Annotated in this window: 20 protein-coding genes; 5 read left to right on the top strand and 15 right to left on the bottom strand. The window is 47.1% G+C overall.

Features of this window, described 5'->3' with window-relative positions:
- From AC1XTG_RS22125 to AC1XTG_RS22145, 5 genes are read right to left on the bottom strand one after another with little or no spacing between them, the layout of a single operon-like run.
- A complete protein-coding gene (locus tag AC1XTG_RS22125) occupies nt 1-468 on the bottom strand; it encodes an RES family NAD+ phosphorylase (RefSeq protein ID WP_484843478.1) in 468 nt (155 codons plus the stop codon).
- The gene (gene parS / locus AC1XTG_RS22130) at nt 465-899 is read right to left on the bottom strand and encodes a type II RES/Xre toxin-antitoxin system antitoxin (protein ID WP_484843479.1); all 435 of its coding nucleotides are present in this window, start codon (nt 897-899) and stop codon (nt 465-467) included. The genes AC1XTG_RS22125 and parS overlap by 4 nt, the downstream gene beginning before the upstream one ends.
- Nucleotides 900-939: 40 nt before the next feature.
- Nucleotides 940-2,100, bottom strand: coding sequence for a methionine aminotransferase (locus AC1XTG_RS22135; protein ID WP_484843480.1), 1,161 nt, complete (start codon nt 2,098-2,100; stop codon nt 940-942).
- Nucleotides 2,101-2,121: 21 nt separating this feature from the next.
- The gene (locus tag AC1XTG_RS22140) at nt 2,122-2,595 is read right to left on the bottom strand and encodes an NUDIX hydrolase (protein ID WP_484843481.1); all 474 of its coding nucleotides are present in this window, start codon (nt 2,593-2,595) and stop codon (nt 2,122-2,124) included.
- Nucleotides 2,596-2,622: 27 nt separating this feature from the next.
- Nucleotides 2,623-3,651: a LacI family DNA-binding transcriptional regulator gene (locus AC1XTG_RS22145; protein WP_056285878.1), complete on the bottom strand. Its 1,029-nt coding sequence runs from the start codon at nt 3,649-3,651 to the stop codon at nt 2,623-2,625.
- Between the two features lie 318 nt (nt 3,652-3,969).
- On the opposite strand from AC1XTG_RS22145, the gene AC1XTG_RS22150 reads away from it, so the two are divergent.
- Entirely contained in the window at nt 3,970-5,493 is a 1,524-nt protein-coding gene (locus AC1XTG_RS22150; protein ID WP_484843482.1) for a tagaturonate reductase, read from the top strand.
- Nucleotides 5,494-5,544: 51 nt separating this feature from the next.
- On the opposite strand, the gene AC1XTG_RS22155 is transcribed toward AC1XTG_RS22150, so the two are convergent.
- The 4 genes from AC1XTG_RS22155 to AC1XTG_RS22170 form a co-directional block, all read right to left on the bottom strand.
- Nucleotides 5,545-6,573: a PDDEXK nuclease domain-containing protein gene (locus AC1XTG_RS22155; protein ID WP_056285884.1), complete on the bottom strand. Its 1,029-nt coding sequence runs from the start codon at nt 6,571-6,573 to the stop codon at nt 5,545-5,547.
- A 259-nt stretch (nt 6,574-6,832) separates the two neighbouring features.
- Nucleotides 6,833-8,047, bottom strand: a complete 1,215-nt coding sequence (locus tag AC1XTG_RS22160; RefSeq protein ID WP_484843483.1) for an ATP-grasp domain-containing protein — start codon at nt 8,045-8,047, stop codon at nt 6,833-6,835.
- Between the two features lie 90 nt (nt 8,048-8,137).
- Nucleotides 8,138-9,559, bottom strand: a complete 1,422-nt coding sequence (locus AC1XTG_RS22165; protein WP_484843484.1) for a leucyl aminopeptidase family protein — start codon at nt 9,557-9,559, stop codon at nt 8,138-8,140.
- A gap of 115 nt (nt 9,560-9,674) precedes the next feature.
- Nucleotides 9,675-11,216 carry a M20/M25/M40 family metallo-hydrolase gene (locus tag AC1XTG_RS22170; RefSeq protein ID WP_056285891.1) on the bottom strand — a complete coding sequence of 514 codons (1,542 nt, stop codon included), beginning with the start codon at nt 11,214-11,216 and terminating at the stop codon, nt 9,675-9,677.
- Nucleotides 11,217-11,340: 124 nt separating this feature from the next.
- Between AC1XTG_RS22170 and AC1XTG_RS22175 the strand changes: the two genes are divergently transcribed.
- Complete coding sequence (locus AC1XTG_RS22175) at nt 11,341-12,252, top strand: UbiA family prenyltransferase (RefSeq protein WP_056285893.1); 912 nt, start codon at nt 11,341-11,343, stop codon at nt 12,250-12,252.
- 13 nt (nt 12,253-12,265) lie between these two features.
- Nucleotides 12,266-12,895, top strand: a complete 630-nt coding sequence (locus AC1XTG_RS22180) for a class I SAM-dependent methyltransferase (RefSeq protein ID WP_484843485.1) — start codon at nt 12,266-12,268, stop codon at nt 12,893-12,895.
- Here AC1XTG_RS22180 and AC1XTG_RS22185 read toward each other — a convergent pair.
- Nucleotides 12,892-13,791 carry an EamA family transporter gene (locus tag AC1XTG_RS22185; RefSeq protein WP_484843486.1) on the bottom strand — a complete coding sequence of 300 codons (900 nt, stop codon included), beginning with the start codon at nt 13,789-13,791 and terminating at the stop codon, nt 12,892-12,894. The two genes, AC1XTG_RS22180 and AC1XTG_RS22185, sit on opposite strands and share 4 nt — an antisense overlap.
- Nucleotides 13,792-13,966: 175 nt before the next feature.
- Here AC1XTG_RS22185 and AC1XTG_RS22190 point away from each other — a divergent pair, with 175 nt between their 5' ends.
- On the top strand, nt 13,967-14,665 hold the full coding sequence (locus AC1XTG_RS22190; RefSeq protein WP_484843487.1) for an outer membrane beta-barrel protein: 699 nt from the start codon (nt 13,967-13,969) through the stop codon (nt 14,663-14,665).
- 73 nt (nt 14,666-14,738) lie between these two features.
- Complete coding sequence (locus tag AC1XTG_RS22195; RefSeq protein WP_484843488.1) at nt 14,739-15,542, top strand: HAD family hydrolase; 804 nt, start codon at nt 14,739-14,741, stop codon at nt 15,540-15,542.
- Here the strand turns inward: AC1XTG_RS22195 and fabF are convergent.
- From fabF to AC1XTG_RS22220, 5 genes are all read right to left on the bottom strand, one after another.
- Nucleotides 15,539-16,789: a beta-ketoacyl-ACP synthase II gene (gene fabF / locus AC1XTG_RS22200; RefSeq protein ID WP_056285905.1), complete on the bottom strand. Its 1,251-nt coding sequence runs from the start codon at nt 16,787-16,789 to the stop codon at nt 15,539-15,541. The genes AC1XTG_RS22195 and fabF overlap by 4 nt on opposite strands.
- Nucleotides 16,790-16,825: 36 nt before the next feature.
- The gene (locus AC1XTG_RS22205) at nt 16,826-17,062 is read right to left on the bottom strand and encodes a DUF2798 domain-containing protein (RefSeq protein WP_229238642.1); all 237 of its coding nucleotides are present in this window, start codon (nt 17,060-17,062) and stop codon (nt 16,826-16,828) included.
- Between the two features lie 46 nt (nt 17,063-17,108).
- Nucleotides 17,109-17,855 (bottom strand): SDR family oxidoreductase, encoded by a 747-nt coding sequence (locus AC1XTG_RS22210; RefSeq protein WP_484843489.1) that lies wholly within the window; start codon nt 17,853-17,855, stop codon nt 17,109-17,111.
- 63 nt (nt 17,856-17,918) lie between these two features.
- Entirely contained in the window at nt 17,919-18,506 is a 588-nt protein-coding gene (locus tag AC1XTG_RS22215) for a TetR/AcrR family transcriptional regulator (RefSeq protein WP_484843490.1), read from the bottom strand.
- A gap of 131 nt (nt 18,507-18,637) precedes the next feature.
- On the bottom strand, nt 18,638-19,906 hold the full coding sequence (locus AC1XTG_RS22220) for a PQQ-dependent sugar dehydrogenase (RefSeq protein ID WP_056286576.1): 1,269 nt from the start codon (nt 19,904-19,906) through the stop codon (nt 18,638-18,640).
- Between the last annotated feature and the right edge of the window lie 21 nt (nt 19,907-19,927).

Genomic DNA, 19,927 nt, shown 5'->3' on the forward strand with positions numbered 1-19,927 from the left:
TCAGGTAAGCAGCTTGCTTAAAAGCCGGAAATCAGTTTCAAAATCTGATATGGAGGCTATTTTGATTTTGTTGAATTCTTTGGAACGTGGATTGAGGATATAATTACGCTCTCCGGGTACAATTGCCGACGGGACTGAAAACGCGATGACAGCAGCATCACTCAGTACCTGCTCCCCTATCCACTGCGAGTAGGCGATATCTTCTGCCCATGAACTTTTAAGCAGCTTGGTATCGGTGTGAAAAATCAGGCTGTCATCGTCAGGGATCTCCAACCGCAGCAGTGCAATGCGCTGCATATTTTCCTTGTGATTGGCATGGACAAACTTTTCCAATAACGCCAGAGAGCAGTGCGAACTCGTGTAAATGCACGCATTTCCGACCGGGTTCCACCTTCCTCCAAACAACTTCGCCCCGGTCCCACTCAGATCTTCAATGTACTCTCTCGCTGCAAGCCTGTATACGATCATATATACACCCCGTGCTCTATCCTGCCCAGCTCATTGGCGATCTGTTTGACACCCCAGAAAGATTGGAGAGTAGCAAAATCCTGCTGCTCGCCCAGTACTGTCCGTGGAGTTCGGAGCCATTGTTCGAGCACCCGTGCCTGACCAAAAACATGCAATCCCAGATCGGCCATGTTTTCGAGCTGGTACAAATGTTCTGCATAGAGCCCCTCGAAAGGCTTTTGATCTTTTAAATACCGCTGTAAAGTACGATCGCTGATGTGCATTATATCCGCCCATTCCTGTTGGGTAAACAACAGCTTTGTACAAAGATCCTGAAATTGGGAAACCGAAAACTCGCTGATCTTTGGGCGCGCCATATACATGACCTCCGGCTCGGCAGCAATGCGTATGGGAGATATTTTATCGGGTTGTTGATACTGTATCTGTTTCATATCCGAATTTTGTCACACCAAGATACGACTTTTTTCGTGTTCACCAAACGACCTTCCGCAGTTTCTCCGCCGCGCTCAGGATAGTCTCATCGTTTTTGGCAAAACAAAAACGCAGCGTTTGGTACCCGGCAGGATTTGCGTAAAAGGCTGAAACTGGAATGGAAGCAACTTTGGCTTCTTTTGTCAACCTTTCGGCAAGTGTAACATCATTTTCGTCAGACAGATTTTCGTAGGAAACATTTTGAAAAAAGGTGCCTTGCGAAGGTTTTGAAATAAATCCGATCCCCTCAATTGCATTCAGAAACAAGTCTCTCTTTTGCTGATAAAATGCAGAGAGTGTCAGATAATGCGCCGGTTCGTTCAGGTATTCGGCTACGGCAAACTGAAATGGGGTAACTACACTAAAAACCAGAAACTGGTGAATCTTCCGGAACTCGGCAGTCAATGCGGCTGGTGCAAGACAGTAACCCAGCTTCCAGCCTGTCGTATGAAAAGTCTTCCCGAAAGAACCGCATAAAAATGTCCGCTCAGCCAAAGCAGGTATAGAAGCTGCCGAAATGTGCCTGCGACCGTCAAAAACAATGTGTTCATAAACCTCGTCGCTGATCACATACAGATTGTGCTGCTCCGCCAATGCAGCTAGCTGCCGCATATCTGTTTCAGTCCACACATTTCCGGTGGGATTATGCGGCGTGTTGATCATGATAGCCACTGTCCGCTCCGTGATCGCAGAAACGACTGCCGCCCAATTAACGGATTCATACTGCGGATCCAGTGTTACAAATACCGGCACGCCTCCATTCAGCTCAATCACAGGTACATAACTATCATAAGCGGGTTCAAAAACGATCACCTCGTCGCCCGGATGCACGATCGTGGAAACTGCCACGTACAAAGCTTCCGTCGCGCCGCTGGTAATGGTAATTCCAGTCTCAGGATGATATTCGCGCCCCGAAGCTTCCCACGTTTTCTTTGAGATAGCCTCCCGCAATGACATCACACCGGCCATTGGCGCATACTGGTTTTTACCGGATCTGATGTATTTGTCTGCGAGCTTCTGCAATTCGGGCGAACAGTCGAATTCAGGAAAACCCTGTGCAAGATTGATCGCCTGCTGCTCCTCAGCAAGCCTGGACATTTTTGTAAAAATCGTGGTACCTACATGAGGCAGCTTCGATTTCAACCTCGAAGTCGAAAACATGAGAATAGAAATTAGATAAGACTACTGATCAAGATCAATGAAACCGGATGAAAAATGCTTCATCCTGAGCGGGCTCATCGCCAGTTCTTCCGCCAGGAATGCAGGATAAATGCGCTCGTTTTGCAATTCACTCACATCGATCCATTTAAACAAAAGATCCTCGGCACCTTCGCTGCCAAGGAAGTCGGACTGACTTTGCAAACCGGGTATCTGCATTTGAAAATAAAAACCTATTTCGTGATAACGGGTCCCGGTATACTGGAAGAAATTCTCGGATACCCATAGCATTTCACCCACTTCCACCTGCATTCCGGTCTCTTCAAGCATTTCCCTGGCCAATGTATCGTTGGCAAACTCAAAGATCTCTGCCCTCCCGCCAGGAAGACTCCAGAAGTTGTCGGAAGGTGTTTTATGCAACAGGATTTTTCCATTCAAAATGGCTACGCCCGCAACACGATAGTTGAAGAGCGCGTCGCCAACCGGAAGACTGATCATTTATATGAGAATTAATGCAAACCGAAATTACAAAATCCCGGTAGAAGACTGTCGCGTGATCAGTGAAGTTTTCAGAGAGCGTATCTCAAATTCCGTTGTCCGTTCGGGATGTTCAATCAGTCTGATCAGCAGCTCTACTGCCTGCTGGCCCATTTCAGTGGCGGGCTGCACAACGGCGGTAAGGGGCGGATTCAATAGCTCGGCTACGCTGATATTGGTAAAACCCACAATCGCGATCTCCTCGGGAATTCTGATTTTCCGTTGCTGAAGTACCGACATACATCCTGTCGTAAGTTTGTCGCTCGCAGTGAAAATAGCGTCAGGCGGCTCCGGCAAATTCAGCATTTCCAAAACAGCAGCTTCATTTTCACTCACTACTTTACCTCCGTACTGACAGTATTTTACATATGATTCTTCAAATGGGATACCATAATCTTCCAGCGCCTGCTTGTAACCAGCCAGCCGCTCGGTTGTGATAGAGAGATAGATCGGACTTGTCAAATGCGCGATGCGCTTTCTTCCGCTGAGTATCAGATGCTGCGTGGCCTCGTAGCTCCCGGCAAAATTGTCGGCCACAACCTTATGCGTTTCAATTTCTTTGGGTACCCTGTCCAGGAAAACAATGGGCAGCCCTTTCTCCATCAGTTCCTGAAAGTGGATCAGATTGGTAGTCAGACTGGCAAGCGAAACAAGAAGTCCATCTACTTTCCTAGAAACCAGGTAGTTGGTATTAGCCACTTCACGTTCATAAGAATCGTGACTTTGAAAAATAACAACGTGGTAACCCAGGTTATAAGCGATTGACTCTATTCCATTGATAAGCTGCGAGAAGAAATGGTTGGCAATTTCAGGGATAATCACGCCTATTGACTTGCTTTTACTGTCTTTCAGGCTCAATGCAATCGGATTAGGCCGGTAATTCATCCGCTCGGCATACTCCATTACCAGCCGCTTTGTCTCGGTATTGATCTCATAGCTGTTTCTTAGTGCACGGGAAACAGTCGATGTTGACAGGTTAAGTGCCTTCGCAATATCCTTGATTGTAATTGCTTCCAAAAGAAAGTTTGTTTAGTACAAATTTTATTCAAAACCCGGCAATCAGCATCTAACAGATTGAATGCTAAATCACTAATGATAGGGTAAACAGAGGATAAGGTTAGGGTCCTGTCTTACTTGCTGGCAACGTTCCCGATAACGATTGCACAAAAAAAGACAATTTGGTATTTGATATTTCTAATAATTCAGTCTAAACTCGTTCAGGTGTAGTCGTAGTAGAACAGACGCTAAATTTAGGTCTTACCCCGAAAAAGACAAACCCGAATTGCAAAACCAGCAGCCGACTTCCGCCGCCGCCAAACCAAAAACCCCACTGCCATGAACTACCTTTTCAGGGAAAAACTCCGCCAGCTCAGAAACCATCCGGGCGTGATCGTACCTCCGGACACCGTATTTCAGCTGCCCGAGAAAGTTCTTCAGTTCGGCACCGGCGCGTTCCTGCGTGGACTTGCGGATTTCTTCATTGATAAAGCTAACAGACGAGGTGTTTTCAACGGCCGGATTGTAGTTGTAAAATCAACCAACAAAGGCGACCTGAAAGCATTTGAGCGGCAAAATAACCTCTATACCTTGTGCACGAGAGGTACCATCAATGGAAAACCTGCCGCCGAGAATATCATATCCTCAGCGATCAGCCGCGTGATCAATGCGAAAACGCAATGGTCGCTGGTATTAGACCTGGCCCGCAATCCGGCTATCGGCATTGTCATTTCCAATACCACCGAAACGGGCATTCAGCTGGTGCAGGATGATATTTACCAGTGGCCGCCTGTTTCATTTCCGGGCAAACTGCTGGCTTTCCTGTATGCACGTTATGTTGCGTTTTCAGGCAGCCCGGAGCGTGGCGTAGTGATTATCCCGACTGAACTGATTACGGATAATGGCCGCAAGCTGGAAGCGATCGTTCTGGAACTCGCCCACCGGAATGGGCTCGAAGGCGCGTTTATCGACTGGATTGAGCAGCATAACCACTTTTGCAACTCACTGGTAGACCGCATTGTGCCTGGCAAGCCGGAAGAAACCACACATAAACTCCTTGAAGAAGAATTGGGCTACCAGGACGAACTGCTGATCACAGCCGAACATTATCATTTGTGGGCGATAGAAGGCGATGAGACAATCAGGCAAAAAATTGGCTTTTACGGAATTGATGAAGGATTGGTGATTGAACCTGATATTGAGCTTTACCGTGAGCTGAAACTGCGTTTACTCAATGGCGCACACACACTTGGCGGCGGGCTGGCGCATTTGTGCGGCTTCAAAACAGTGGCAGGAGCAATGTCAAACCCGGACTTTGCTGCATTCATTACCGACCTGATGCTGACAGAAATTGCACCCGCCATTCCTTACCCGCTTCCCGACTGGCTTGCAGCAACATTCAGTATGCAGGTAATTGAGCGTTTTAAAAATCTGCACATTCAGCATCAATGGCTGAACATCACTCAGAATTACTCTGCAAAAATACTTGCGCGCGTGGTGCCGGTATTCTCCAATTTTGAAAAAACCCGGGGTACATTTCCCGAGCACGTCGCATTTGGCTACGCTGCTTACATCTGGTACATGAAGCCCGCGAGAAAGGACGGTGATCAGTTCTATGGCCAGATAAATGGTGAATACTACCTGATCAACGATGAAAAAGCCGCCTTCTTTCACCAAAAATGGCAAATGAGCTCGCTTTACGATATGGTAAAAAGCATCCTGAAAGAATCATCAATCTGGGGCAAAGACCTGAGCAAAACCGAACCCCTCGTCTCAACTATCGCAGCCCATTTACAATCTCTGAAACAAAACGGAGCAGCAGCAACGCTAAAAATGTTCGTTGCCAAAGCTGAGCTTGTTTAATGCGGCTGGCTGACGCAGGCTTCAATTCTTGGTAACAGCAGATTTGTCTTATTACGCTTCCAAAGCCAACTTACGCCGAGCTACTTCGATCGCTTTCTGTAATTTTTGTTGCAGAAGTTTCTGAGAAGGCGTGCTAAGCAAATAATCTGCAACGCGAATATTACTTTTTTCGAGTTGCAGCAGCTCAATGTGTTCCTCCTTTTTGCCAGTACATAGAATCAACCCTATTGGCGGGTTTTCACCCTCTATAACTTCATACTTTTCAAGATACCTTAGATATAGCTCCATTTGACCTTTATAGCCTGCCTCAAATTCTCCAATCTTTAAGTCAACTACAATCAGGCACTTCATTCGTCTATGATAAAAAAGAAGGTCGATGTAATAATCCAGATTGTCGCTCGAAATGCGCTTCTGCCTTGCTAGAAAGGCAAAGTCTGTCCCCATTTCACACATGAATTTTTGAAGCTCGGCTATAATCGCATTTTCCAGGTCCCTCTCTGAATAGTTTCCTGACAAACCCAGAAAATCCAGAATGTATGGATCGCGAAATACCAGATCCGGGTTTACCCTGCTTTCAGCACCAAGCAATGCTAAATCACTGATAATAGCTTCCGCTGGCTTATGGCTTATTTTGGTTCGTTCAAACAACATTGAATTTACCCGTTCACGAAGCGTTCGGACAGACCAGCGCTCGTGTACGCACATCTGTATATAAAAATCCCGCTTAATCGTATCTGTCATTGGCAAAATCACTAGAATGTGCGTCCAGCTCAATTGTCGTATCAGTGATACGACAATTGAGCTGTCAGGGAAAGCTTCGGCAAACTGCACCATTCTTCTAAGATTCTTTTCTGAAAACGAATTCCCATATTCCAGTACTAATCTTTGAGCCAACAGAATAATAGTCTGTTTTCCATAATCTGCACGCTTTGTACCTAAAATCTCAGAACTAATTTTCTTTCCTACCTGCCAGTACAGTGTCGTCAATGAAGCGTTTATGGTCGCTGCCAGGCGATCTTTGCTGTCATCGATCAGACGTTTAACAGATAGAAAAAGGTCCCGCTCGTCAGGTTTGGTCATGCTACAAAATAGATTGATCTATTATTTAGACGCTCAATCTATCAGTTAGTCACACCTGCATTGAATTTAAAATAGATTAATTCCCAATATCCAACAAAGCACTTCATGAGCGCCGAATATGTAGACTCATTCCAGGCGTTTGCTGAATCAAGCAGGCTTCGTATGCAGTAAACAATAGATTTACTACTTTGAGCAGTATTGAGAAACGCAGATAACCACCATAGAAAGCTTCCTCGCACACGATAAAGTAGAAGTCAAACTAATGCGTGGGCCGCGTGGGTGCAGGTGCGGAGGCGTGATAATCATTTTGGATAATTACTGCATATTTATCCAGCAGCTCAATGACACGATCGTGGGATTTGGAGCGGACAACCAGTCCGACGTGGTAAGGCTCATTCATCCGCCAGACAATCTCAGGATCATTAAAAACCGATATATCCGGCCATTCCTGCCGCGCGAGTGATATGATAATGCCTGAATACTCTTTGCGAACTGGCGGAAGCTTATAATTTTCACCTTTTGCCTCGGCAGTTTCCATTTTGGCCCACTCCTTCCAGAGATTGATCCCTGATGAAGCATCGACCATTTCCGAAAGATTGGCGCCGCCTACGCGTGAAGATGTTTCCAGAAAATAGTATTTACCATCGTCATAACAGCGGATCACTTCCGTATGCGATGCGCTGTGTTTCAGGCCAAATGCTTTTAACAGGTCAATGGCAAGCGTTTCAAGCGCGTGATCCTCGGCAGAGTCAAAAGGAACGGTAACCGACCTGAATATCCCTCCTCCGTGCGCGACATCAAATGGAGGCGCCAGGTATTTGCTGTTCCACGAAAAGATAACCCTGCCGTTGTACGAAATCGAATCAACGTGGTAAACGTCGCCGGGCTTAAACTGTTCCACAAGGTATGCGTGCCGCTTGTCGCCCAGTTGGTGAATGGTATCCCAGAGTTCTTCCGCAGTTTCCAGCTTTTTGATCCCCGTCGCAGATGCTTCCGAACGTGGCTTGATCATCCAAGGACCCGCATACTTTTCAATGAACTGATTGATTTGATCATCATTAAAAAGGGCTGAAAATGCGGGTACCAGAATCCCGGATTCAGCTGCTTTGGTGCGCATCGCGAGCTTGTCACGGAAATACCGACCCGTAGTTTGCCCCATTCCGGGGATCCTGAAATATTCGCGGATATGTGCTGCTTTTTCAACATCAAAATCGTCCAGTGCTACTACCCTGTCAATGGGCCTGCTTCGCATTACATAAGCCAGTCCGTTGATAATTTCCGACATATTGTATGTTCCATCCTCGCTTTCCTGCACGTAGAAAAACTCATCCACAGCCTCACGCGCCCAGGGTTTGTCTTCAAGCTTTTTGGCGGTGATCAAAAACACTTTATTCCCCGCCTCTTTACAAGCCCTGAGAAAGTCGTTGCCTTTGAAATAAGTAGAAATGCATAGAAATGTCAGAGGTCGGACCATAAACAACTGGTGATGATGGAAAGTAGCATTGGTAAATCTAGCAAAAAGAAGCAGTCTGGCAAGTAAAGCCACGGTTAAATTTGAGTGACATTACAGCAAAAAACAGACCAGCAAAGTCTGCTGCTGGCTCAATGCAGCCAGGTAATGCCTCAAAAGACGGATCCCATAAGCGGTACCTGCCCTGCCAGGCGCATACTCCGTATCACCAAACGCCATTCCCGCAATGTCAAGATGTGCCCACGCGTTGTGGGAATCTGTAAATGCTTCCAGAAACTTGGCGGCCACGATCGCACCGGCCAGCGGCTTGCCGTGGTAATTTTTTACATCAGCAATATCCGAACTGATTTCTTCCTTGTATTCATCCCAGACCGGCAAACGCCACAAGCGCTCACCTGTTGCTTCTCCTGCATTGGCCAGGTCAGCTGCGAGGTTATCATTCGGGGTAAAAAGACCAGCCGCTTCGTAACCGAGCGTCTGGATCACACTTCCTGTCAATGTTGCGAGATCAATCAGGATATCGGGCTGGAAATTGCGGACAGCATAACTAAGTCCGTCAGCGAGGATCAGGCGGCCTTCCGCATCCGTATCAATCACCTCAATGGTTTTACCGGAATAGGAACTGATTACATCACCAGGTTTCATTGCAGCGCCGTCAACCGCATTTTCGGTAGATGGTATAACGCCGATTATGCGGACAGGAAGTTGAAGCTGGGCTGCAAGTTCCACCACCCCAAGTACCGCAGCCGCACCGCCCATATCGCTTTTCATCAAATGCATATTGGCAGGAGGTTTGATAGAAATGCCACCTGTATCGAAAGTGACACCTTTTCCTACCAATGCAACTGTTTTGGTATAGCTCGCCGGCACATATTCAGACAAGATCATCACGGGAGGCTCTGCACTGCCCTTGCTTACTGCCAGCAATGCATGCATTCCCAATTCTTCGAGTTTCTGTTTATCAAAAACTGAAACATTATATCCGTTTTCCTTGCCTGACTTTATAGCCCATTCTCCGAGTATCGTGGGCGTTTTATAGTTTCCGGGTGCATTCATCAGGTCCATGATGCGGAGCTGCACCAATGCCGTTTTCTGTCCCGAAGAGATTACCGCTCCGATCGAAACGCCATCTTCCGTCAGGATCTGCAACAAGCCGTCTGAAAAGAATTTGCTGGAAGGTTTCGGCTCTGACTTATAGAGTTGCAGGTTATACCCTCCCAGGATCATCCCGATAATTGCATTTTCAATCCATTCCGGGCTTCTTCCTTTTGCATCCAGAATAATATGCTCCGGCCAACGATCCTTCCGCTTGAAGAAAAGCGACCGGAAGATCCTGATGATTGAAGGCAGCTTCGGCTCTTTCCCCAGTCCAAGCCAAAGCTCATTCGAAGAAAACCACCATAACTCCCCCTTCTCCCCCCTGAACATAGACTGGTTTTCAGGCCCAGCCCCCTGCTCAAAACTCCGCACAACAAGCACAGCCTCATCCCCTCCAAAAACCTGTTCTATCCGCATATTCGTTCTATTCAAAGATTTCAACAAAACACCCAAGCCCTTGTCACGCTGAGCGGACCGGGCCGCCGGGCGGTCGAAGCGTTGTCAGGCTGAGCCCACTGGGCCGCCGAAGCCCCTACTCCATACCTCCCTTCCGCGTGGCCTTTCTTTGCTCAGGCCAGGTACCCGGCTCTCCCTTGGAGTTGAGTGGCAATATTACTCTGTCGCGCGATGCTTTTGCCGGATCTTCGCTGGCTTGGTAAGCCATGATCGCAGCCAGTATCGCATTGCTTCTTACATCGTCAAAAACGATCTTATCGTAAGTATCGCGATTGGTGTGCCAGGTATAAGTTCCGTACGACCAGTTCAATGAGCTCAGTGAAAATGCAGGTGCACCTGCTGCAACGAATGAAGCAAAGTCGGAACCGCCGCCGCCTGGTGCGCCCGGAAAACGGGTATCAATAGGTGCTTTGATCGATTCAGGTACTTTCGAAAGCCAGCGGCCGAGGTAGTCGTAAGAATTCAGAAAGCCTTGTCCCTGCAAGCTCACGACCCGGCCCGTTCCATTATCCTGGTTAAAAAGCGCCTGGATATTCTGAACGATCTCGGGATGATCTTCCACGAATGCGCGCGAACCATTAAGGCCCTGCTCCTCGCTTCCCCAGTGACCAACCAGGATCGTACGTTTTGGATTCGGATACACTTTTTTCAGGATACGCATGGCTTCCATCATTACAATGGTTCCGGTACCATTATCGGTAGCGCCGGTACCTCCGTCCCAGGAGTCAAAATGCGCTGAAAGCATTACATATTCATTGGGTTTTTCAGTACCCTTGATTTCACCAATCGTGTTGAATGTCTGTGCTACGCCGGTTTCTTTCGCATCGGCTCTTACGCTGATTTTAGGTGTATGTCCCGATTCAGCCAGCCTGTACAGCAAGCCGTAATCTTCAAGAGAAATGTCCACAGTCGGGATTTTCTTGGTATAGGCACCGAAGATTTTGTTTGCACCAAAACCTTTTGACCAATAACTCATTACAATACCCGCCGCGCCTGCTTTTTCAAGTGCAACAGGAAGTGTACGTGCGTTATACCCGCTCTTTTTAATGCGGTTTGCCCAGGCTTCGGTTTTTGCATCACGGTCTTTTTTCATTTTTTCGAAAGACTCTTTCGTCGCAAATTCCTCCCAGTTATAGTCTGGGCGGCCGGTGGGCTGGTTCATGCTGATCATCACAAACTTACCTTTCGCCGAAGGCAGCCATTTCTGGAATGCCACTGAATCGGCTACATCCGGCAGAATGACCACGTCGGCTACAACCGTTTTCCCTCCCGTGCCCGGGCTCCATGCCAGCTGCATTCCTTCGAGCGACTTTACGCGCGGAGCCACCATGTCAATGTGCGACACGCCCCGCTCCCAACCGCGCCATTCTCCCCACTTCTCATTTTTTGCGGTGATGTTCCAGCCTTTGTATTTTTCGACTGCCCATTCGTGCGCCTGCTGCATTTGCGGCGAGCCCACCAGGCGTGGACCGATTACATCCAGTAATTCGTGCGCCAGCTTTTCCAGTTGTGAATTATCTGTTGCTTCTTTAACGATATTTTCAACAACAGGGTCTTTTTGACCAAAGCTGACAAATACGTGAAGGGTTAAGATCAGTATCAGGGAAATTTTCTTCATAATGTTGATTTAACAATGATTGGTAAAACTAATGTATAAAATACCCGTGAGGTTTGGACGTGGTCTTGGAAAATTCTAAGTCGTTATTACAATTCTATAATCAGGCAGAAAACTGCTATTTGTGATGATCAGGCGTTTGACAGCTTTTATCTTTTTTGCCAACTACTTTGTCGGCGCGCTTGCTGTCGCATTGTCGCTGGAAACGATATTTCAGCTGGATCTGCCATTTAATTCCATTCCCTACTATATCCTGATTTTTTGCGCCACGGTCTTTTACTACACCATCGCCTACTCCACCGCTCCAAGCTCTTCGTTTTCAAATAACCCCCGGACAGAATGGTACCGCACGCATTATCATTTTATTCGGGGCAGTCAAATCGTTCTTTTTACGATCTGCACAGGTTTGGCGGTTTGGTTTCTGGTAAAGGATTTTTCAAAGCTCTGGCACCTGCCGCTGCTCAACTGGCTCGTGTTGATGGCGGTACCGCTGGCTGCATTGTTGTATTACGGGCTGCTTCCCAAGTCGGTGATCTCCTTCAATCTGAGAAATACAGGCTGGCTTAAAGCTTTCGTGATTGGCTTTGTTTGGGCAGGATTTGTCAATATTTTCCCGATCACCATGCTGAAAATTGAACAGGGTGTGTCAGTTCAGGAACCGATATTCATGTTCTGGTTATTTGTAAAAAACTGGATGTTCTGCACGGTGAATGCAATTATGTTCGATATGAAGGATTACGCCGACGATGCCAACATTCAGCTGAAAACCTTCGCTGTGCGTTTTGGGCTGCGGAAAACGATATTGTATGTGCTGGTACCGCTACTGCTGGTCGGACTGGTTTCCTACCTTACATTCGCGTTGTTCCGCCACCTGGGTACGCCTACTATCCTCTTTAATCTCCTCCCGTTTGTCAGTCTGCTGGCTGTTGCATTTACGCTGCAGAAACCAAAAAGCGTTTTGTTTTACCTGATTGTTATCGACGGATTATTGTTGGTAAAAGCCATTTGCGGCATTGCAGGAAGCTTTTTCACAAACTAAAAATGCCTGCGCAGTGAAAAACAACTACGATCGCGTCGCTTGGTTTTACGATCCCCTGAGCAGGATAGTGTTCCGGAATGCACAGATACAGGCGCAGCAGGCACTAATCCCCTACATTCCCGAACATGCAAACATCCTGATCGCGGGAGGCGGCACCGGTGGCATACTGGAAGCAATCGCAGAACGGTACCCCGCCGGACTGCGCATTACTTATGTGGAGATTTCCGAAAAAATGATCCGAAAGGCTGAAAAGCGGTTTACCGGGAAAAGCGCGGTCACATTTGTGCATTCAGCGATAGAGGATTATGCCGCGAAGTCGCATTTTGATGTAGTTATCACAGCATTTCTCTTTGACAACTTCACGCAGGAGAAAGCCGACCGGATTTTTCAAAAGCTGGATAAGCTGCTTCAACCGGGCGGTAAGTGGCTTTTTACAGATTTTTATATTGATAAAAAAAGCAGCCGGTCGTGGAAAACGTGGCTGCTCAAATCAATGTATCTGTTCTTCAAATTTTTCTCTGAAGTAGAAGCAGGTCAGCTTCCCGACACCACCTCTCTTTTCAAAAAGTCAGGTTACCACGCTATTTTCACGGCATTCTGGTACCGGAAATTTATCTATTCCAGCATTTACCAAAAACCTTAAACCAGCGCAGTCCGCCGCCGGCCGAAGATGAACCTTTCATTGAAAACAACAATGGAAACCAGAATCAGCGAGTAGCCGATGATCTGAATAGAATTGATGTTTTCATGATAATAAAGCAATGCGATCGCGAAGTTCATCAGTGGGTTAATGTAAAGCAAAATGCCCATTGTAGATGAAGTTACGCCCTGCAATGCATACAGGTTCAGGTAAAGCGGCACAATGGTAAACAGGACCGCGATGACCAAAATCAATGCATAAAAGGATATTTCGGTAGGGATACCTTCGCTATATGCCGGATAAAATGGAAGCAAGAGTAACGCTGAAAACAGGATCTGAACAGTCAACACCAGAAATTTATCCAGACCAACATTCTTCCTCTGACTGACCAGGTAGAGCGCGTAAGAACCTGCCACGATGAGGCTGTAAGCGATATCGGCTATGCTATTGAAAGACAGTAGCAAACAGCTGAAAATGCTGATCCCTACCGCCACCCACTGCCATTTACTTAACTTTTCACTCAACACAAAATAAGCAATCACAGTTGTCATAATCGGACAAACCAGGTAAGCGAAAGAAGCCGCTTTGATGCTGATGTGGTTCATCACGTAAATAAAGAAAAACCAGTTGGCAGTCAGCAATATACCTCCCAGCAAGGTGAGCCACACCGCCCGGAATCTCTGTTTGGCAGGTAATGCGCGCAGCAGTCTGGTGTTTTCCTTCAAAACTTTGACCCTCACAAAAAAACTGATCACCGCCATGATCACCGCACAAAGAAAAACGCGGTAGAAAAGGATATCAAGCGAAGCGTAGGCGGCAAGCGGTTTGAGCGCTAAACTGAAAAACCCCCAGATCACAAAGGAAATGAAGGCAGCTAGGTAGTATTTTGAGAATTTCATGCAACAAAGAAGTCAGCCCGGGTGCACCGGTAGTTTTTCAACAGCAAAAACGGGATGCGGGTTTCGCTGCCGGAGAAATTTGTAACACCATTCACTGCAATATTAAGTTTCCGGTCATTCCAACCATTTTCTTCCCGGCAAACTCATGCTTTTGTAACCACTTAAAACTAACCCTATGAAACTGATCTACCTGCTCCTCTTCTCTCTTTGCGTGCAACCTGCATTGGCGCAAAAAACTTCGCTATCCGTTTACCTCAATGGCGGCCTGGGTGCATTTCGCGGGGAATCGACCGTCAAAACAACCTCGCTCAGTACAGGCGGACCGTTTTGCAGGTGTGAAGGAAGCCAGGCAAATTCCTTCGGCGCTAAAAATGCAGTTTCTTACGGAGCCGGGTTCATACTTCAAAGGCAGTTCAAAAGCAATGTACTGCTCGGGCTGGATCTGGGCTATGAACTTTTGAGGACAAAGGCTTCTCTCACTGAATTGCAGCTTGACGATATGATCATGCAGGTCGATGGCAAAAGCATCAGCTACAATCATTTCGCCAATATTTTCCCACATATAGGCTATCAGTTTAATGTAAATGAAGACTTCCACATTGCAGTTTCAGGCGGCGCTGATTTCGGGATCGGACTCGATAGTTACCATAAACTCACGGTCACGGATTTCATAAAAAGGTCTTACAATAACACAGACATTATCCCGGGGCTCGACTTCCGGCCGAGGTTACAGGTGGAATTAGGTTCAGACAAACTGAGCTTCCGGGCGGGATATTCTTATGGGTTGAAAAACTGGATGGGACATTATGACGGCGGTAACCCAGAAGCTTACATGGACGTGATCAGACTCGGCGCCCGATACCGCCTTTTCTAAAAAACAAAGTCGGACTGGAACCTAAGCCGGTGCATTTGCCTTGATTAATCAGGTAATTACATTAAAAACCGGTATGAATTTTTCCGACATCAAGCTGATCGCGACCGATATGGACGGTACGCTTCTGAACTCCAAACACGAACTCCACGAATCGTTTTACCCTATTTTCAGGAAAATAAAAGACCACGGGATCATTTTCGTGGCGGCAAGCGGGCGGCAGTATTTCAATCTTACCAAAACACTGGAGAAAGTTTGTGATGAGGTGATTTTTGCTGCCGAGAATGGAAGCTACGTGGTTTTTAAAGATGAGGAAATTCACGTGCAGGCTACTGATCCAGAGATTGTAAGAGAGCTGGTGACCACTTCACGCGGCATTCCGGATACTTACCCGATCATTTGCGGCAAGAAAAAAGCTTATGTGGAAAATGACGAGCCGGAATTTATAGATCACCTGAAACTCTACTTTGAAAGATACGAGATCGTTGAAGACCTACTCGAAGTGAAGGACGACCAGTTTCTTAAATTTACGGTGTGCGACCTGGCCGGATCAGAAGCGAACAGCTACCCACATTACAAGAAGTATGAAGATATTTTAAAAGTGAAAGTATCGGGCCCGATCTGGCTGGATATTTCGGACAAAAGAGCCAATAAAGGCCGCGCGATGGAGGTTTTGCAGGAAAAATTCAATATCACTCCGGAACAAACAATGGCATTCGGCGACTATCTGAATGATCTGGAAATGCTCGGAAAGGCCGGATACTCGTATGCAATGGCAAATGCGCATCCGGATATCAAAAAAATAGCCCGTTTCATCGCCAAAAGCAACGATGAAAACGGGGTAGTTGAGGTACTTACGGAGCTAACGGATAACTTCTAAGCAGTATATTTCTTGAAAATAGACGTGGCAGTGTGGCCGCCGAAGCCGAATGTATTGTTCAGCGCATAGTTGACGGTCTGCTTCACTGACTCGCCGAGAATGATATTCATTCCCTCAGGCACATGTTCGTCCAGGTTTTGGGTGTTGATTGTACCCGGAATAATATCATTTTGGACAGAGAGCGCACAAACGATGCTTTCCACCGCACCGGCCGCTCCAAGTAAGTGTCCGGTCATGGATTTAGTCGCACTGATAGCCACCGGATGATCACCAAAAACTTCCTTGATCCCGTTCAGCTCGCTCATATCGCCCAACCCTGTGGAAGTAGCGTGGGCATTCACGTAATCGATCTTGTCGGGCGTGATACCTGCTTCTTTTAATGCTTTCCGCATTCCCAGCGCAGCACCCATTCCGTCGGGCGGGGTTCCGGTAAGATGGTAAGCGTCTGCTGCCATTCCGCCACCTACGATTTCAGCATAAATCTTTGCCCCTCTTGCAACTGCAAATTCAAGATCTTCCAGGATCAATGCGGCAGCACCTTCACCCATTACAAACCCGTCGCGGTCTTTGTCAAACGGCCGCGAAGCAGTTGCGGGATCGTCATTTCGCTTTGAAAGTGCCTGTGCAGCGCCAAAACCGCCAAGTGCAGAATAAATAATGGCAGCTTCCGAACCTCCCGCTACCATCACTTTCGCCTTGTCCATTCTGATGGTATCAAAGGCGGCGATCAATGCAGTGTTGGAAGATGCGCAGGCAGATACGGTACAATAGTTGGGACCATGCAGCTTGTGGCGGATCGAAATCACACCTGCTGCGATATCCACGATCATTTTCGGAATAAAAAACGGACTGAAACGCGGCACTCCGTTGGATGCATGAAATTCAAGCAGCTGGTCTTCAAACGTACCCATTCCGCCATTTCCTGTCGCCCAGATCACACCTACATCGTAGCGGTCTGTGATGTCCATTGTCTCAAAATCCAGTGCCGCATCTTTGATCGCCATATCCGAGGCTGCGATCGCGTATTGCGTATGCAGATCGTATTTTTTCAGTTCCTTTTTTTCAATGAATTCTTCCGGGTTAAAGTCCCGGACTTCACAGCCGAACCGCGTTTTAAACTTGGAAACATCCATTTTCGTGATAGTAGCAGCACCGCTTTTACCATTCACAATATTTTCCCAGAATTCGCCCACCGAATTCCCCAGGGGAGAAATCACTCCCAGTCCTGTAACAACTACTCTTTTCATAAAAATTTAAAACGTTTTCGAAGACTCAGGAGATGATCATTCAAACTCCTCAGTCACTGCATCTTTGAACATAACTGCCACAAGCTTCTGCACCCAGGGACCAACAACGAGTATCACAGGGACAACAAGCAAGTAGGCCAGGCTCCAAGATTTCAGCCAAATCACCAAAAAATTGGCAACAAATCCAATATTTACGGAAATCAAAGTAAACGAAATCACACCCGTTGTAATGATTCCCATGAGCATTGCAAAAGCTATTTTTTGTCCCATCATTCTGCGTATATATCTGCTTTCTCAAAGACCGCCGAAACCGGCGTGATTAAAATTTTGCATCCGGATTCATCGCCCGTAGCGCCTCGGTCGGAGAGCTCAAGTATAGTTGAAACAGCGATTCCGTGCGACCAACGCGCACTTCAAAAGTGTCCGATTCAAAAGCATGAATAAGCGCGTCAGCAACCTCCTTGGGCGGTATACCATTTGCGCCGCCGATTTCCTGAGAAAATTCCGTGTTGACAAGAGGCGGCATCAGCTCGAATACTTTAACCGGGCTTTCTTCCAGTGTAATGCGGAGCGACTGCGAATACGAATGCAATGCGGCTTTGCTGGCTGCGTAAGTGGAAAGCAAATGATTGGACGCAATCACCGCGATACTGGACACGTTTACAATCGCCGCCTCAGGCGCATTTTTCAGCACAGGCAGCAGCGCCTGGTTCAGCCGGATCACGGACAAATAGTTGGTCAGCATTTCCTCTTCGGCAAGAGTTGCAGCATCCTGTTCACCGTCCAGTTTATAGTAATAAGCACGTCCTGCATTGTTCACCACTACATTCAGCTCGGGAAAGTCGGCCTGGATTTGCTTCACCAATGCGTCCACTGCATTCTTATCCGATACATCAGAGACGATCGGTGTCGCATTTTTCAGCTGAGAAGCTGCGTTGGCAAGTCGCTGCCCGTCCCTGCCGGTGATAATAACGTGATTTCCGCTTTCCGAAAAAGCCTTTGCTATCTCAAAGCCGATACCGGCACTTCCTCCTGTGATCAAAATTGTGTTTCCTGTGGTCTTCATTGTTTTACATTTCTGATTGTTAAAAATTAATATACCGATCGGTATATTAATAGGTAAAATTTTTTATCGTAAATCGTTGATCATTTTTCTGACAGACTTCATAATCGCATTCCGGTAGTTCAGTTTCCCAGTCACCTTCCCGATCATAATACCGCCCTCGATCAATGCAACAATACTGATCGCTGCCTCGTCGGGATCCACCTTCGCATTGAACTCGTTTGTCGCTATGCCTTTTTTGATCAGGTTGGATACTGCATTTTTCCAGTTGGTAATCGCTGTTGCGGCTCTTTGTTTTAGCTCGGGATGGGTGTCGTCGGCTTCGGTGGATGTGTTCAGGATAGGGCAGCCGCCGGACGGAAACGGGTGATGAAAGAAGTTCTCGTAAATATCTGCATACACCATCAGCTTCTCCTTGTAAGTAGCTTTCTTATCCATTTCAGTTGAAATGGCCGAGAACATGCGTTTGATGTTATGGTCAAATGCGGCCAGCGCCACATCGTCTTTGTTCTCGAAATTACCGTAGATACTACCTTTGGTCAGCCCGGTTGCATGGATGATATCATTCAGGGAAGTCCCGGCAAAACCTTTCACATTGAAGATTGGTGCCGTTTTCTCGATGATAAATTGCCGTGTCCGTTCTGCCTTGCTCATTCATTTATTCAGTTGATGTTACAAAATTATACCGATCGGTATAATTTTCCTAATCTTTCTGAATTTATCTGAAAATAAAAAAAGCGACCGGGTGTAAAACCCGGCCGCTGTACTATCCTATTTATGCTCTCTTACTTGCTGGCTACGCGCCAGATTGTATTTCCCGAATCATCATTGACCAGCATTGAACCGTCTTCCAGCACAGTTACCCCAACCGGGCGACCGTACACTTTCTTTTCACTTTCTACGAATCCAGTCAGGAAATCCTCTGGCTCTCCGGCAGGTTTTCCGCCTTTGAATGGGATAAAGACAACCTTATATCCCGAGATTTTAGACCGGTTCCAAGATCCGTGCTGCCCGATGAATGCACCATTCTGATACTTGGCCGGAAATTTTGTTTTATCGTAAAAAGCCAACCCGAGGGATGCAGTGTGCGAACCCACAGGCACGTCGGGCACAATGGTCTTTTTAACTAAATCAGGCCGCTCTCCTTTTCTTCTCGGATCTTCGTTCTGGCCGAAATAAGCATAAGGCCAGCCATAAAATCCACCTTCTTTTACACTCGTCACATAGTCAGGTACGAGGTCATCGCCCAGCTTATCTCTTTCATTTACGGCAGTCCACAATACATTGCTGCCCGGTGCCCAATCCATTCCGACGGGATTTCTCAGTCCGCTTGCAAAAACCCTTTCACCGCTTCCATCCGGATTTACTTCCAGGATATTGGCCCGGCGTTTTTCTTCATCAATCCCGTGATCAGCTACATTACTGGCAGAACCTACTGAAATGTAGATTTTCGATCCGTCTGCATTCGCAAGCAGGTTTCTGGTCCAGTGGTTATTGTAACCGCCTGCTGGCAGCTCAACGATCTTCTCACCTTTGCTCGTGATCTTGGTATCACCCGGCTTGTAAGCATATCTGAAAACACCGTCGGTATTGGCTACATAGAAGTAGTTGTTTAACACCAGCATTCCCAGCGGCTTGTTGAGCTTTTCCATGAATATCTCCCTGATTTCGGGCTTCCCGTCTTTGTTGACGTCACGAAACAAAGTAATCCTGTCGGCACTTTTCTTCGTATTTGACTCTGCCACGAACACATCTCCGTTTGGCGCCTGGTAAGTCCAGCGCGGACTATCTAGCTTGTCTGCAAATTTGGTAACCACAAAACCCTCAGGAGCAACAGGCATTTTGCCTTCCGGCCAGCCTGCTTCGTCGGGGCGGTTCTCTACTGACTCTGTTGTAAATGGAGCTGGTAAAGTGAGGCTGCCCGTTTCGGTACTGGCAGAATCGGGGCCGGACTTAGCGGCTTCCTCTTTTTCTTTGTCACTGACTTTACTGTTGCATCCGGCCACGGTAAATGCGGCCAGCACATATATCGCGGCGAGTTTTCTGATGTTCATACTGGTTTGGTTTTTAGCGAA

The organism is Dyadobacter sp. HNCC25DJ183 (assembly GCF_056895175.1).

Coding starts and splice junctions, on each gene's coding strand:
- AC1XTG_RS22125 (WP_484843478.1), bottom strand. CDS start 468: ATGATCGTATACAGGCTTGCAGCGAGAGAGTACATTGAAGATCTGAGT.
- parS (WP_484843479.1), bottom strand. CDS start 899: ATGAAACAGATACAGTATCAACAACCCGATAAAATATCTCCCATACGC.
- AC1XTG_RS22135 (WP_484843480.1), bottom strand. CDS start 2,100: ATGTTTTCGACTTCGAGGTTGAAATCGAAGCTGCCTCATGTAGGTACC.
- AC1XTG_RS22140 (WP_484843481.1), bottom strand. CDS start 2,595: ATGATCAGTCTTCCGGTTGGCGACGCGCTCTTCAACTATCGTGTTGCG.
- AC1XTG_RS22150 (WP_484843482.1), top strand. CDS start 3,970: ATGAACTACCTTTTCAGGGAAAAACTCCGCCAGCTCAGAAACCATCCG.
- AC1XTG_RS22155 (WP_056285884.1), bottom strand. CDS start 6,573: ATGACCAAACCTGACGAGCGGGACCTTTTTCTATCTGTTAAACGTCTG.
- AC1XTG_RS22160 (WP_484843483.1), bottom strand. CDS start 8,047: ATGGTCCGACCTCTGACATTTCTATGCATTTCTACTTATTTCAAAGGC.
- AC1XTG_RS22165 (WP_484843484.1), bottom strand. CDS start 9,559: ATGCGGATAGAACAGGTTTTTGGAGGGGATGAGGCTGTGCTTGTTGTG.
- AC1XTG_RS22170 (WP_056285891.1), bottom strand. CDS start 11,216: ATGAAGAAAATTTCCCTGATACTGATCTTAACCCTTCACGTATTTGTC.
- AC1XTG_RS22175 (WP_056285893.1), top strand. CDS start 11,341: ATGATCAGGCGTTTGACAGCTTTTATCTTTTTTGCCAACTACTTTGTC.
- AC1XTG_RS22185 (WP_484843486.1), bottom strand. CDS start 13,791: ATGAAATTCTCAAAATACTACCTAGCTGCCTTCATTTCCTTTGTGATC.
- AC1XTG_RS22190 (WP_484843487.1), top strand. CDS start 13,967: ATGAAACTGATCTACCTGCTCCTCTTCTCTCTTTGCGTGCAACCTGCA.
- AC1XTG_RS22195 (WP_484843488.1), top strand. CDS start 14,739: ATGAATTTTTCCGACATCAAGCTGATCGCGACCGATATGGACGGTACG.
- fabF (WP_056285905.1), bottom strand. CDS start 16,789: ATGAAAAGAGTAGTTGTTACAGGACTGGGAGTGATTTCTCCCCTGGGG.
- AC1XTG_RS22205 (WP_229238642.1), bottom strand. CDS start 17,062: ATGATGGGACAAAAAATAGCTTTTGCAATGCTCATGGGAATCATTACA.
- AC1XTG_RS22210 (WP_484843489.1), bottom strand. CDS start 17,855: ATGAAGACCACAGGAAACACAATTTTGATCACAGGAGGAAGTGCCGGT.
- AC1XTG_RS22215 (WP_484843490.1), bottom strand. CDS start 18,506: ATGAGCAAGGCAGAACGGACACGGCAATTTATCATCGAGAAAACGGCA.
- AC1XTG_RS22220 (WP_056286576.1), bottom strand. CDS start 19,906: ATGAACATCAGAAAACTCGCCGCGATATATGTGCTGGCCGCATTTACC.